Origin of the sequence: Brevundimonas pishanensis (assembly GCF_022750635.1) — a bacterium.
Classification (GTDB): Bacteria; Pseudomonadota; Alphaproteobacteria; order Caulobacterales; family Caulobacteraceae; genus Brevundimonas; species Brevundimonas pishanensis.
The window spans coordinates 242479-255335 of the sequence record NZ_JAJKBG010000002.1; the positions used below are offsets into that span (position 1 = coordinate 242479).

Below are 12857 nucleotides of genomic sequence, written 5' to 3' on the forward strand. Positions count from 1 at the left end.
TCTCCGGCCTTTTTGCTATCCGGCCTTTGCCTTGGCCTTAGATTTGGTCTGCGTGAGTGCGGCGACGCGAGCCTTGCGGCGGTCTTCATGGCGCTCAAGCACCTCTTTGAGGTACCGGCCCGTCCAGCTCTTGGCGTTCGCCGCGACTTCCTCCGGCGTCCCGACCGCGACGATTTCACCGCCGCCATCGCCGCCCTCGGGACCGAAGTCCAAAATGTAATCGGCAACCTTGATGACATCGAGATTGTGCTCGATCACGACGATGGTGTTGCCGTTGTCGACCAACTCCTGAAGCACATCCAGAAGCTTGCGAATGTCCTCGAAATGCAGACCCGTGGTCGGCTCGTCGAGGATGTAGAGCGTCTTGCCAGTCGCACGGCGCGACAGTTCCTTGGCCAGCTTCACCCGCTGGGCTTCACCCCCTGACAGGGTGGTCGCAGGCTGACCGACCTTCACATACCCGAGCCCGACCCGCGTCAGGGTCAGCATCTTGTCCCGGATCGAGGGGACAGCGTCAAAGAAACGGGCGGCTTCCTCGACCGTCATCTCCAAGACATCGGAAATGCTCTTGCCTTTGAACAGGATCTCCAGCGTTTCGCGATTGTAGCGTTTGCCCTTGCAGACGTCGCACGTGACGTACACGTCCGGTAGGAAGTGCATCTCGATCTTGATGACCCCGTCACCCTGACAGGCTTCGCAGCGGCCACCCTTGACGTTGAAGCTGAACCGCCCCGGCCCGTAGCCACGTGCCTTCGATTCCGGCAGGCCGGCAAACCAGTCGCGGATCGGGTTAAACGCACCTGTATAGGTGGCGGGGTTCGAGCGCGGTGTGCGGCCAATCGGCGACTGGTCAATGTCGATGACCTTGTCGAAGTGGTTCAGCCCCTCAATACGGTCAAAGTGAGCCGGTGCCGCCGAGGCATTGTTCAGTCGGCGAGCCGCGGCCTTGTACAGGGTCTCGATGGTAAAGGTGGACTTGCCACCGCCCGACACGCCGGTGATGCAGGTGAACACGCCAACAGGGATTTCGCCGGTGACATCCTTCAGATTGTTTCCGGTTGCCCCCGAAACCTTGAGCATGCGCTTGCGATCGATCGGACGACGACCATCGACAGGCAGGGCAATCTCGCGTTCGCCCGTCAGATATTGGCCCGTCAGGCTTTTGGGGTTGGCCATGATCTGCTCTGGCGTACCCTCGGCGCACACGTGGCCACCGTTGATGCCCGCGCCCGGTCCCATGTCGATGACATAGTCGGCCGACAAGACGGCTTCCTCGTCATGCTCGACGACCAGCACGGAGTTGCCGAGGTCACGCAGCCCTTTCAGGCTTTCCAGCAGTCGGGTGTTGTCGCGCTGGTGAAGGCCAATGGAGGGTTCGTCCAGAACGTAAAGCACACCGGTCAGACCAGAGCCGATCTGGCTGGCCAGACGGATACGCTGGCTCTCGCCGCCCGACAGAGTGCCGGACGAGCGCGACATATTCAGATATTCCAAACCGACGTTGTTCAGGAAGCGCAGCCGGTCTGTGATCTCTTTCAGGATACGGCGCGCAATCTCCATCTGCTTTTCAGTCAGGCTGTCCTCCAGCGTGGAGAACCACAGGAAGGCCTTGCTGATGGACAGTTCGGAGATGTCGGCAATGTCCTCGCCACCGACCTTAACGGCAAGTGCTTCGGGTTTCAGGCGTTTGCCACCGCAGGCATCACACGGCGTTTCGGACTGGTAGCGGCCAAGTTCTTCGCGAACCCAAGCGGAGTCCGTCTCGCGCCAACGGCGCTCGAGGTTCGGGAGAATGCCCTCGAACGGCTTGGAGACTTCGTATTTGCGCGCATTATCGTCGTAGACGAACTTGATCTTGGTCGTGCCCGTACCGCGCAGAATGACCCTCTGGGCGTCCTCGGGCAGTTCGCGCCACGGCTTGTCCATCGAGAATCCGTAATGCAGCGACAGCGCCTGTAGCGTCTGGGTATAGAGCGGCGACTGCCCCTTGGACCACGGCGCGATGGCACCCTTGTGCAAGGTCTTGTCGCGGTCAGGCACTACCAGATCGGCATCAAACGCCAGTTTTACGCCAAGGCCGTCGCACTTCGGGCAGGCCCCGAAGGGATTGTTGAACGAGAACAGGCGCGGCTCGATCTCGGTGATCGTGAAACCCGACACCGGACAGGCGAACCGCTCCGAGAAGGTGAGGGTGCGAGGCTCGGTCTCGCCCTCGGCAGGTTTTACCCATTCAGCCACGGCAATCCCGTCGGCCAACCCAAGCGCAGTCTGCAGGCTGTCGGCGTAGCGGCTCTCAAGGCCTTCTTTGGTGACGAGGCGATCGACGACGATATCGATGTCGTGCTTGAATTTTTTGTCGAGCGTCGGCGCGTCCTCGATGGAGTAGAATTCTCCGTCGATTTTCAGGCGCTGGAAGCCCTGACGCTGCCACTCGGCGATTTCCTTTTTGTACTCACCCTTGCGACCGCGCACGACGGGAGCCAGCAACAGGATGCGTTCGCCATCAGGCAAGGCTGACAGCTTGTCGACCATCTGGCTGATGGTCTGACTTTCAATCGGCAAACCCGTCGCAGGCGAGTAGGGAACACCCACACGCGCCCACAGTAGACGCATGTAGTCGTGGATTTCCGTCACGGTCCCGACGGTGGAGCGCGGGTTCTTGGATGTGGTTTTCTGCTCGATCGAAATGGCCGGAGACAGGCCCTCGATCAGGTCCACATCCGGCTTACCCATCAGCTCGAGGAACTGGCGCGCATAGGCCGAAAGGCTTTCGACGTAGCGACGCTGACCCTCGGCGTAGATCGTATCGAACGCCAGCGAGGATTTGCCCGAACCCGAGAGGCCGGTCATGACCACCAGCTTGTCGCGCGGAATATCGATGTCGACATTCTTCAGGTTGTGCTGGCGCGCGCCGCGCACACGGATGTTGTTATGCTTTTCGATCATCAGGGCCCGTGAACGCGGGAGAAGGGGAACAGGTTCGTCTGCGAAGCGGCTTATATGGGAATTCGGACGCTTCGGATCATCTAGAACAAAAGTGGAACTTTAGTCGAGTCGTGCTCGACGAAAGCCTCACTCCGGCTCCCACGCCTCGACAGCGCGCATATAGCGTTGGCCATTGTCGAGCATAATCCCGTTGGCATTGGCCACGCCAAGCTCGAGGCTTTGGGCGATGCGGCGAGCGCGTACCAGAAAATGCTCGACCTGAAGTGGAGTGCAAAGTGTGCGGGCGGTGGATTCGAACAGTTGAAGCCAGCGGTCAAAATGGCGCGCATCGATGGGTAGCTTCAGATGCTTCGGCGTTGGACGGCCTTGATAGACCCCTGTCGACAGAGCCACCGAGGACCAGAACAACTTCATTTGCGCCAGATGCGGCCCCCAGTCCTCGATCCGGGCAGAGAAGATGGGGCCCAGCATCTCGTCATCGCGGACGCGCTCGTAAAACGCTTCCACCAACTGGTCGATGAGGTTTTCGGAGATGCCGGTCTCTTGCCGGAGTTTCTCTGTTGCAGCCGTGCGACGGGCGGCGGCTTCCAGCCGGTCCTCCGGCGTTTGCACGGTGAAGCTTAGTGTCTGACGGTGGCCGCTGCTCATAGCCCCTACATAGGCATTGCGGGCGGGTTTACCAAAGCGCGCGACGCTTGGATTTGCCGAAATGGGGCGTTTTGCACTTGCGCAGCGTGTGACCAGACCCCATCCTCCCTTCGAGCATTTTTTTTGTAGAGGAGCTCGAACACCATGATCAGCGCCCTGGCCATTGCAACCGCAACCGTGTTGTCTGCCTCGCTGCTTCTGGTGCTCAATGCCGCTCAACCCAAGCCAAAACCCATCCGCGTCCGCACGCGTGACCCTCGGATTGTTCGCCGTCCTCAAGACTGACGGCACAAGGCTTTTCGAACCTGCAAATCTAACCTTTGGTGCCGAACGCATCGGCCTTGTCGGTCGTAATGGCTGCGGCAAGACCAGCCTGCTTCGCGCTATCAATGGCGAGAACCTCGTCCATGAGGGGAGCGTCACTGTGTCCGGTACTGTCTGGACCCTGCCCCAGATCGGCCAGCCGGCGCCAGACGAGACCGTCGCCCACGCGCTGGGTGTAGCCAGCCAGATCGCAGTCGTGGACCGTGTTCTTAAGGGCATGGCCACAGAAGCAGACTTTGAAACTGCCGACTGGTCGTTAGAAGAGCGGGTAGAGCGGGCGCTGGCCAAGGTAGGCCTACCCTATGTGGATATCGACACCGGACTCGCCAGCCTTTCCGGCGGAGAACGAACCCGCGCTTATCTGGCGGGATGGTGATGGCAGAGCCTGATGTGGCTCTGTTGGACGAGCCGACCAACCATCTCGATGGCGGCGGACGGCAGGCCGTTCTAGATCTTATTGCCGGATGGGACGGTAGCTTGATCATTGCCAGTCACGACCGTGAGGTTTTGATGGCGGTGGACCGCATCGTTGAGATCTCGCCCTCCGGCCTGCGGAACTATGGCGGCAACCACGACGTCTATCGCCATCAGCGTGATCTGGAGTTGGACGCGGCCCAAGCCGCAGCCGAGAGCGCGACCCGATCATTGGAAACCCTCGAGCGAGAGACCCAGGCCATGCGCGAGCGTCGCGCCAAGCGTGACAGCGCTGGACGCCAGAATGCCCGTTCAGGCAGTTTGCCCAATATCGTCCTAGGACTTCGCAAATCCGCCGCACAGTCCTCTGCAGGCAAGGAGATGGCTCAGGCTTCTAGACGTCTGGAAGACGGTCAAGCCCGCGTCACCGAGGCACAGCAGGCGTTGGAACGCGTGCAGGCACTGGATATCCCTGTCGTCTCGACGGGGCTTTCTGCCGGTGCCGATGTGTTGAGACTTGAGGGAGTGGAAGTTGACCTCGGCGGCGGGCGCTTGTTCGATCCCGTGGATGTCCATCTCAGAGGCCCCGTGCGCGTGGCTTTGAGCGGACCGAATGGAAGCGGCAAATCCAGCCTGCTTCGTGCCTTAACGGGCCAAATCTCCCACTCGGCAGGGACACTGGAATGCACCATCAAGCCTGTACTGCTGGATCAGGATGTTTCAATCCTGCGCAACGACGAGACTTTGCGTGACGCATGGCTACGCCTCAATCCGACTGGTACGGTGGAAGATGCGCAGGCGGCGCTGGCTCGTTTTCTGTTTCGGAATAAGGCAGCCCAGAAACGTGTGGGCGAGCTGTCCGGTGGTGAGCGGGTCAGGGCAGGGCTCGCCTGCGTTGTTGCGGGTAAACCAGCGGCCAAATTCCTGTTGCTGGACGAGCCGACCAACCATCTGGATCTGAATTCGGTCGAAGCGGTGGAGCAGGTGCTCAAAGCCTATGACGGTGCGCTGATTGTGGTCAGCCATGACCGCCATTTCCTGGACGCCATCGGCATCGATCAGGAAATCAGCCTTAGCCCCAGCTCTCGGTTGCTCCGCGGCGACGGGCGCGAACTATAGAAGGACCAATCTGGGTGCGCGGCTCCGGCTCTGCGCGCCCGAACAGCCACCCTTGGGCATAATCGACGCCCAGTTCTTGCAGGGCCTTGGCCTGATCCTCGGTCTCGACCATCTCGCCGACAGTTTCCAAGCCGAGGGAACGGCCCAGTTCGACGACATGGCTGATCAGGGTGCGGATACGGGGCTCGGAAACGATGTCCCGGATCAAGGAGCCGTCAATCTTCACAATGTCAGCGTTCAGGCCGCGCAAATAGTCAAAGCTGGCCGAGCCCACGCCGAAATCGTCGATACAGATTTTGATGCCCACATCGCGAAGGCCGCTCAGGCGCCGGTTGGCAGAGGCGATTTCCGCAAGCGCAGCAGTCTCGGTCACTTCGACCAACAAGCGCTTGCGTACTTCGGGCGTCGATGCCGTGATGGCCAGCAAGGCCGTGACATAGGCATCGTTAGACAGTGACGCACCCGAAACATTGATTGCGAACTTCAGCAGGCCGCTACCGGGTGCGCGCAGCTTACGTACAGCCATTTCCGCCACGCTAAGATCGAAGGCTTCGATCAGGGCCAGTTCCTCGGCCATTTTGATCGCAGGGCCGGGACCGGTGGAGTTCGGGAAGCGTGACAGGGCTTCGAAGTGATGGACCGCGCGTGTCTTCAGATCGACAATGGGCTGGTAGTGCAGGCTGAAGTTACGGTCGCGTACCGTATTGCGGAAACGCTCTGCGTCTTTCAGCGTGCGCTCCAGCATTTCGGCAAAGCCGGTTGCCGGATTATCGATATCTTCGCGCAGACAGGCCTCGATGGCGAAGCGCATGGCACGCAAGGCGGCGGCTGCATCGGTACCGATAGGGGTCTGTTGGGCCGAGGCGGATAGAGGAACACCCTCCATAGTACCGACGGCCTTCAACTCTGCTTCTATGTCGCGACCATTGTTGGTCTGGCTGACAACGGCATAACGCGATCCCGATATGCGGCCTGCACATTCGCCGCCGAGAGAAATGGAGCGCAGGACGGAATAGAGTCCCGAATATATCGACGCCTGTTTGTCACTCGACACGTTTTCCATGCCGCCGACATCGACGAACGACAGGGACATGGTCTTGAGTTCGTCTGCAGAATGATTTGCCAGCCGCTGACGCAGTTCGCCCATCAGTTCCTGGGCGTCCGCAATGCCCTCGGGCAGGGCTGCCGCTCCAGCGTTCGCCTTGTGCGTGATGTAGGTTAGCGAGCACGACACGGCCGGAGCCAGTTCGGGCAGTTTGAAGGCGTGCAGGTGCGCCTGACGGATCACGCCGTGCCCGCAATCGATCTCGATATGGAGAGAGCTGCTGCGTTGGCCCGGCTGGAGTTTGCTCAGCGTGTCGCGAAGTTGAGCTGCAGTATCCGGTGTCAGCAAGTCGGCGAGCGAATGCCCAACCCATGACGCAACCGGCATGGATGAAGTGGGGCCGGCCCCCAGAGCGAAGCGAACGACTCCCCTAGCGTCGAGCTCGACAAGGGAATCCGCGGCCGCAAAGGCCAGACCCAATAGACGCGGAGCGAGCGACATAAGCTGGAATCAACGCTGTTGGGTGGACATTGTTGTGCGTCACAATGACGGCAGAGGTATCGCTACGCAACCCGGTATGGCTAAGCTTGACCGCTCAAGCCTTTCGATCGAGTGCGACAGCACGCCCGTCACCGGCCGCTGCGTGACCCGAGGCGACGTATCCTGTGCCCATGGCGCGGGCCCCTGCGACCTCGTTGGCGATGGTGCGGACCAGCCCTTCCGAAATCCGGCGAGCGGCCTCTACGGCCTCCGAATGGGTCGCCAGAGTGGCGTCGAACGCCTCGGTCGCCGCAACCAGCGCGCGCTTTAGGTCCATCGGCGCGTTCGCGATCAAACCGGGCGAGGCCTTAACGCGGGCAGACTCGCGGCGATATTCGTTGGCGAGGTCTGCTGTCTGGGCCATGCCGTGCGCAATGTGGGCAGCTTTATTCGACTGGATGAGTTCCAATTCGGTGCGAAGACGTTGATCCAGCTGCTCCGTCAGAGAAATCAGCTTCTGGACCTGCAGGCCCGCCATTTCGGGGTCCAGCATCATACCAGACCCTCCTGGGCCTTGAGCATGTGCGACAGAACCGTGTCGGCCAGTCCGACGCCCCCAGCGCGAGCGGTCTGTTTGCCCATCTCCTCGACGAGGAAGCCGCGCCACATCTCTTCGCCGGCACCACCGCCAAAGGGCCCGTCCGACTTCAACCCTTCAAACATGGGCTTGAGCATCTGTGAGAGGTAGCTGGCCTCGAAATCCGTTGCGACCTTGCGCATCGCCGCTTCCGATATGTCCTTGCAGGGAGCTGTAAACGTGCCGGCCGGACGCAGCAGAGCGGGGGAAACAGAGTTGGCATCCATTAGATGACCTCGATGTCGGCTTGTAGTGCACCTGCGGCCTTGATGGCCTGCAGGATGGAGATCATGTCGCGCGGGCTGACGCCCAGGGCGTTCAAACCGTTGACCAGCGACGAGAGTGACGTCTTGCCGCCGACAATCTGCATACGGCGGCCGGTTTCCTCTTCGACCTGCACCGACGACTGGGGGGTGACGACCGTCTGGCCGTTGCTGAAAGCATTGGGTTGGCTGACGGCGGGGGTTTCCTGCACCGATACGGTCAGATTGCCCTGTGCGATAGCGACGGTGGATATGCGGACTGCTTCGCCCATGACAATCACGCCATTGACCTCGTCGATCACGACCTTGGCCGGGCTGTCGACCTGAACCGGCATGTTCTCGACGCTGCTGATGAAGTTGGCGATGGACTGGCCCTGCGGTGCGCGCAGAGAGATGACCGTGCCGTTCTCCGCCGATGCGGTGCCTGGGAAGTTGGCGTTGATGGATGCGGCGACGCGCTGGGCGGTGGTGAAGTCAGGGTTGCGCAGTGCGAGACGAAGCACATCCATGTTCTGGAGGCTAAAACCCGTTTCGCGTTCAACGACTGCGCCAGACGAGATGCGGCCCGCCGTCGGCACGCCACGCGTAATGGACGAGCCTGATCCGCCCGAAGCCGAAACAGCCCCTGTTTGCACGGCACCCTGTGCGACGGCGTAAACTTGGCCGTCAGCCCCTTGCAGCGCCGTTACCATAAGCGTGCCGCCGAGTAGGCTCTTGGCGTCGCCCATGGCCGATACAGTCACATCAAGGCGCGAGCCGGGAACCGCGAACGGGGGCAGTTCGGCGGTGATGATCACCGCAGCGACGTTCTTGGTATTGGCCGTTGAGCCGCGGATGTTGACGCCCTGACGCTCCATCATCCCTTCCACCGACTGGCGCGTGAAGGGAGAGTTGCGAAGGGAGTCGCCTGTGCCGTTCAAACCGACCACCAGACCGTAGCCCATCAGCTGATTGCTACGGACGCCTTCTACCGTCGCGACATCCTTGATGCGCGACTGGGCGAGGGCCAAGGACGGGACCGCTGCAGACGCAATGAGCGCGAGGGCTGCAACCGGAGCCATAAAGGTGGTAAGAAACTTCGACATAAGACAGGCGTCCCTGTTTGGTGTTCGCGATTAACCATGCGAACTTCGTGCCGATTAATTTTCTAAATAAAATCAATGCCACGCTCGGAGGTGGGGCTAGGTGAGCGGCAAAAAATGCCGGGACGTTAACCAAGATTTCAGCCTGATGGCAGAGCTTGCAGGGGTAGGCAGGAGTTAAGACTGATGAAGGTCAATGGTGTAGGCGGCCCGTCCACAACCCCGACGTCTCGTCCGTCGTCGCGTACGGGCGCGGGCTTTAGTCTTCCGGGTTCTACGGGTGCAGCGTCGTCCAGCGCAACCAGTGCCGCCAGCGCGGCCTCCGGCGTTGCGGGCATGTCGGCGCTTATGGCGTTGCAAGGCGTAGAGGACCCGATGGAGCGTCGTCGCCGTGCCATTCGTCGCGGATCGAACCTGCTCGATAAGCTCGACGAGCTGAAATTGGCGCTGCTCGGAGGTGAGTCGTCGAGCGTCAATTTGCAGGCTTTAGCTCGCGCTATGGCTGAATCTCGCCCCGAAGGCGAAGAGGGCGACCTTAAAACCTTGTTAGATCAGATCGATCTGCGGGCAGCCGTCGAGATCGCCAAGGCAGGGGGACGGAGTGGGCGTTAGGTCCTGAAATTTCCGCATTATTGTTCGACCAAGGTCGTACAATCTGCGTTTGTAATTGCCGTGTTATCCACTGATCATGCAGGCTTTGCCGTATCACGGAAACGCGAACGGGATTGCTACGGGCTCAGACCTTCCCTATACGCCGCCTTGCGCCACAGGGGGGCGCGATGGAAACGAGCGTTAAGCTAATGAACGCAACCGCTTCTTTGGTTCATCCCACGCCGGTCCAGTATCGACCGTCGGACGACGAGCCGTTCATGAATGAACGGCAGCTGGCCTATTTCAAGGCCAAGCTTCTGCAGTGGAAGGAAGACATCCTTCTCGAAGCCAGAGGCACGGTGACCAATCTAAAAGCCGAAACCGAAAATCATCCCGATCTGGTGGATCGTGCATCGTCCGAAGCGGACCGCGCGCTCGAACTGCGGACGCGGGATCGCCAGCGCAAGCTGATCTCCAAGATCGACGACGCGCTGCGCCGCATCGAGGACGGCAGCTACGGCTATTGCGAAGAGACCGGTGAGCCTATCGGTCTGGGACGTCTCGAAGCCCGCCCGACGGCAACCCTGTCGGTCGAAGCGCAAGAGCGACACGAACGCCGCGAACGCGTTCACCGCGACGACTAAAGTAAAACGGGAATGGCCGCGGAACCTGGTTTCAGCGGCCATTCTTCGTTTCAGACTATCGGACGGGGGCAATAATCCGCCTCGCGCCTTGACTTCGAGGGTCGAGAGCGCGACCTAACCGCCTCGTTTTGAGGTCAAAGGCTATCATGTCCGTCAAGGTCCGCTTCGCCCCGTCTCCGACGGGTAAACTGCACGTCGGTAACGTTCGCACCGCTCTGGTGAACTATCTGTTCGCCAAGGGGCAGGGCGGCAAGTTCGTGCTGCGCATTGACGACACCGACCTGGTCCGCTCGACCAAGGAGTCGGAAGACAACATCGAGATCGACCTGAAGTGGCTCGGTATGGAATGGGACGAGCGCTACAACCAGTCGAAGCGCTTTGACCGCTATGAGGAAGCCGCTGCGAAGCTGAAGGCTTCGGGCCGCCTCTACCCTTGCTACGAGACGTCGGAAGAGCTGGACCTGCGTCGCAAGGTGCAACTGTCGCGCGGCCTGCCGCCGATCTACGATCGCGCAGCTCTGAGCCTGACCGAGGAGCAGAAGGCCGCCTACGAGGCTGAGGGCCGCACCCCGCACTGGCGCTTCAAACTGGAAGGCAAGCGCGTGTCGTGGGAAGATCTCGCCCGTGGTCACGCTGAGGTGGACACGGCTTCGATGTCGGATCCGGTTCTGATCCGCGCTGACGGCCTGTTCCTCTACACCCTGCCGTCGGTGGTCGATGACATCGATATGGAAATCACCCATATCATCCGCGGTGAAGACCACGTCACCAACACCGGCGCGCAGATCGAGATTTTCGAAGCGCTGGGTGCCAAGGTTCCGGGCTTCGCGCACATGCCGCTGCTCGTCGGTGCCGATGGTTCGGCGCTGTCCAAGCGTCTGGGCTCGCTGGCGATTATGGACATGCGCGCCGACGGGTATGAGCCGATTGCGATCACCAGCCACCTCGGCAAGATCGGCACTTCGGACAACCTCGAGGTCGCCCCTTCAATGAAGGAACTGGGCGAAGCCTTCTCCTTCTCGAAGATGGGCCGCTCGCCTGCGCGTTACGATGAAGCCGACCTGGGCCGCCTGAATGCTCAGGCTCTGCAGGTCATGGATTACGCCGTGGCCCAGCCGCGTCTGGCCGAACTGGGCGTGGATCTGGGTGAGGCGTTCTGGAACGCCGTCCGCCCGAACCTGCACTTCTTCAAGGAAGTCGTGGGTATGGCTGCCATCATCAACGGCCCGATTACGCCGGTGATCGAAGATGCAGCCTTCGCCGAAGCCGCTCTCAAGCTGCTGCCGGAAGACATCAATGCGGACGTCTGGTCTGTTTGGACCGGTGCCGTAAAGGCCGAGACCGGTGCCAAGGGCAAGAGCCTGTTCATGCCGTTGCGTCTGGCGCTGACGGGTCAGCCGCATGGTCCAGACATGGGTGCGATTGTGCCGATGATCAGCCGTGAGCGCATCGTCGCTCGCCTGAAGGGCGAAACAGCCTAACGGCCGAACAACAAACCAATAAAAAAGGCCGCTCCTGACGGGGCGGCCTTTTTCGTATTCGGATCGGGTCAGATCAGGCGTTGCAAGCCGCAATCTGTTCGGCGCTCAGTTCCTGACCCTTGTAGGAAAAGGCCGAAACCTTGCCGATGCGGGCAACGACGCGGCGGCAGGCGCGGGTTGCCGGTTGGGCCGAGCCGCCCGTAGCAACGCAGGCTTCGCCTTCGCAGCTCCAGCTTGCGCCGTCGATGATGACACGACCGGCTGGAGCCTTGGACGCGTCAGCCAGCGTAGCGCGGGTGACCGGAGCTTCGGCAAAAGCGGGGCCAGCAATCAGAATGGCCGCCGCGAGGGTGAGGGCACGCATAGTAAATCTCCTGAACGGGGGCCCGTTCTCCGGACCTCTGGATCGGGAGTTGTGCGTCTTTTTTGACTACTGTCAACCTAACTGAACGTCGATCTGTTACCAGCGATCAGTTTGTCGCAGCCCCTCTCGGATCGTGACGGATATGGGGGGTGTCCTCAGCGGATGTCATCTGGGCAATGGCGTCTTCGACGCTGTCGGCCACGGTGTAGGCCTCCAGGAAGCTGGCGGGTGTCATGCCGGCGTTGACTGTGTCTTCAACCAGTTTGAAGAACGAATCCCAGAAGCCGTTGATATTGAGGAAAATCACCGGCTTGGCGTGCAGGTCCAATCGCTTCCACGACAGCAATTCCACCACTTCTTCGAGGGTGCCGATGCCCCCAGGAGCGACGACGAACACGTCGGATTCGTCATACATCATCTGCTTGCGCTGGTGCATGGACTCCACGACCACCGTCTCGACCTCGTCGAACAGACGTTCGCGGCTGCGCAGAAAGCCCGGCATAATGCCTACGACGCGACCACCAATGGCATGAGACGCGCGCGCAGCAGCACCCATCAGGCCCACGCCACCACCACCATAGACCAGTCGCCAGCCTTCTTCCGCCGTACGGCGTCCAAACTCGCGGCCTGCCTCCAGATAGACGGGGTCATTGCCATCGGACGATGCGCAGAACAGGCATACCGATTGACCTTCATAGGGCGCGACAGTGGATTTCAGTTCAGTCATGGCAATCATAATTGGGGGAAAAGAAGGATATTCCCCATGTAATGGGGCAAGCATCTATCTAGAAGAGAATTCGAGGGGGATGGAAAGATGAA

At 60.6% G+C, this 12857-nt stretch carries 13 protein-coding genes and 1 pseudogene; 6 read left to right on the forward strand and 8 right to left on the reverse strand.

The features are described from left to right. Positions 1-15: 15 nt before the first annotated feature. Both uvrA and LOX95_RS04890 read right to left on the reverse strand, forming a co-directional pair. Positions 16-2946: an excinuclease ABC subunit UvrA gene (gene uvrA, locus LOX95_RS04885; protein WP_242913349.1), complete on the reverse strand. Its 2931-nt coding sequence runs from the start codon at positions 2944-2946 to the stop codon at positions 16-18. Between the two features lie 126 nt (positions 2947-3072). Beyond that, positions 3073-3594, reverse strand: a complete 522-nt coding sequence (locus LOX95_RS04890; protein ID WP_242913350.1) for a group III truncated hemoglobin — start codon at positions 3592-3594, stop codon at positions 3073-3075. A gap of 144 nt (positions 3595-3738) precedes the next feature. On the opposite strand from LOX95_RS04890, the gene LOX95_RS04895 reads away from it, so the two are divergent. The 3 genes and pseudogenes from LOX95_RS04895 (at position 3739) to LOX95_RS04905 (ending at position 5451) form a co-directional block, all read left to right on the forward strand. Beyond that, the gene (locus tag LOX95_RS04895; protein ID WP_242913351.1) at positions 3739-3879 is read left to right on the forward strand and encodes a hypothetical protein; all 141 of its coding nucleotides are present in this window, start codon (positions 3739-3741) and stop codon (positions 3877-3879) included. Between the two features lie 43 nt (positions 3880-3922). After that, positions 3923-4294: pseudogene (locus tag LOX95_RS04900) on the forward strand (ATP-binding cassette domain-containing protein); the annotation flags it as partial. Continuing rightward, entirely contained in the window at positions 4294-5451 is a 1158-nt protein-coding gene (locus tag LOX95_RS04905) for an ATP-binding cassette domain-containing protein (RefSeq protein ID WP_242913353.1), read from the forward strand. The pseudogene LOX95_RS04900 and the gene LOX95_RS04905, both read left to right, overlap by 1 nt. Here LOX95_RS04905 and LOX95_RS04910 read toward each other — a convergent pair. From LOX95_RS04910 to LOX95_RS04925, 4 genes are all read right to left on the reverse strand, one after another. Next, positions 5405-6997, reverse strand: coding sequence for an EAL domain-containing protein (locus LOX95_RS04910; protein ID WP_242913354.1), 1593 nt, complete (start codon positions 6995-6997; stop codon positions 5405-5407). The two genes, LOX95_RS04905 and LOX95_RS04910, sit on opposite strands and share 47 nt — an antisense overlap. 94 nt (positions 6998-7091) lie before the next feature. Continuing rightward, the gene (locus tag LOX95_RS04915) at positions 7092-7532 is read right to left on the reverse strand and encodes a flagellar basal-body protein FlbY (RefSeq protein WP_242913355.1); all 441 of its coding nucleotides are present in this window, start codon (positions 7530-7532) and stop codon (positions 7092-7094) included. After that, the gene (locus LOX95_RS04920) at positions 7529-7840 is read right to left on the reverse strand and encodes a rod-binding protein (protein WP_242913356.1); all 312 of its coding nucleotides are present in this window, start codon (positions 7838-7840) and stop codon (positions 7529-7531) included. Before LOX95_RS04920 ends, LOX95_RS04915 begins: the two co-directional genes overlap by 4 nt. After that, positions 7840-8961 carry a flagellar basal body P-ring protein FlgI gene (locus LOX95_RS04925; RefSeq protein WP_427846567.1) on the reverse strand — a complete coding sequence of 374 codons (1122 nt, stop codon included), beginning with the start codon at positions 8959-8961 and terminating at the stop codon, positions 7840-7842. The genes LOX95_RS04920 and LOX95_RS04925 overlap by 1 nt, the downstream gene beginning before the upstream one ends. A 183-nt stretch (positions 8962-9144) precedes the next feature. On the opposite strand from LOX95_RS04925, the gene LOX95_RS04930 reads away from it, so the two are divergent. From LOX95_RS04930 to gltX, 3 genes are all read left to right on the forward strand, one after another. After that, complete coding sequence (locus tag LOX95_RS04930) at positions 9145-9570, forward strand: flagellar assembly protein FliX (RefSeq protein WP_242913357.1); 426 nt, start codon at positions 9145-9147, stop codon at positions 9568-9570. Between the two features lie 188 nt (positions 9571-9758). Then, the gene (dksA, locus tag LOX95_RS04935; protein WP_242913358.1) at positions 9759-10193 is read left to right on the forward strand and encodes an RNA polymerase-binding protein DksA; all 435 of its coding nucleotides are present in this window, start codon (positions 9759-9761) and stop codon (positions 10191-10193) included. Positions 10194-10339: 146 nt separating this feature from the next. Continuing rightward, the gene (gltX, locus tag LOX95_RS04940) at positions 10340-11674 is read left to right on the forward strand and encodes a glutamate--tRNA ligase (protein ID WP_242913359.1); all 1335 of its coding nucleotides are present in this window, start codon (positions 10340-10342) and stop codon (positions 11672-11674) included. A 73-nt stretch (positions 11675-11747) separates the two neighbouring features. On the opposite strand, the gene LOX95_RS04945 is transcribed toward gltX, so the two are convergent. Next, complete coding sequence (locus LOX95_RS04945) at positions 11748-12038, reverse strand: DUF8200 family protein (RefSeq protein ID WP_242913360.1); 291 nt, start codon at positions 12036-12038, stop codon at positions 11748-11750. 106 nt (positions 12039-12144) lie between these two features. Continuing rightward, a complete protein-coding gene (locus LOX95_RS04950) occupies positions 12145-12765 on the reverse strand; it encodes an LOG family protein (RefSeq protein WP_242913361.1) in 621 nt (206 codons plus the stop codon). Between the last annotated feature and the right edge of the window lie 92 nt (positions 12766-12857).

Excerpts from the sequence above, each read along its gene's own strand:
- LOX95_RS04910 (WP_242913354.1), bottom strand. The coding sequence starts at position 6,997 with ATGTCGCTCGCTCCGCGTCTATTGGGTCTGGCCTTTGCGGCCGCGGAT.
- LOX95_RS04930 (WP_242913357.1), top strand. The coding sequence starts at position 9,145 with ATGAAGGTCAATGGTGTAGGCGGCCCGTCCACAACCCCGACGTCTCGT.
- uvrA (WP_242913349.1), bottom strand. The coding sequence starts at position 2,946 with ATGATCGAAAAGCATAACAACATCCGTGTGCGCGGCGCGCGCCAGCAC.
- LOX95_RS04895 (WP_242913351.1), top strand. The coding sequence starts at position 3,739 with ATGATCAGCGCCCTGGCCATTGCAACCGCAACCGTGTTGTCTGCCTCG.
- gltX (WP_242913359.1), top strand. The coding sequence starts at position 10,340 with ATGTCCGTCAAGGTCCGCTTCGCCCCGTCTCCGACGGGTAAACTGCAC.
- dksA (WP_242913358.1), top strand. The coding sequence starts at position 9,759 with ATGAACGCAACCGCTTCTTTGGTTCATCCCACGCCGGTCCAGTATCGA.
- LOX95_RS04890 (WP_242913350.1), bottom strand. The coding sequence starts at position 3,594 with ATGAGCAGCGGCCACCGTCAGACACTAAGCTTCACCGTGCAAACGCCG.
- LOX95_RS04915 (WP_242913355.1), bottom strand. The coding sequence starts at position 7,532 with ATGATGCTGGACCCCGAAATGGCGGGCCTGCAGGTCCAGAAGCTGATT.
- LOX95_RS04945 (WP_242913360.1), bottom strand. The coding sequence starts at position 12,038 with ATGCGTGCCCTCACCCTCGCGGCGGCCATTCTGATTGCTGGCCCCGCT.
- LOX95_RS04925 (WP_427846567.1), bottom strand. The coding sequence starts at position 8,961 with ATGTCGAAGTTTCTTACCACCTTTATGGCTCCGGTTGCAGCCCTCGCG.
- LOX95_RS04905 (WP_242913353.1), top strand. The coding sequence starts at position 4,294 with ATGGCAGAGCCTGATGTGGCTCTGTTGGACGAGCCGACCAACCATCTC.
- LOX95_RS04950 (WP_242913361.1), bottom strand. The coding sequence starts at position 12,765 with ATGACTGAACTGAAATCCACTGTCGCGCCCTATGAAGGTCAATCGGTA.
- LOX95_RS04920 (WP_242913356.1), bottom strand. The coding sequence starts at position 7,840 with ATGGATGCCAACTCTGTTTCCCCCGCTCTGCTGCGTCCGGCCGGCACG.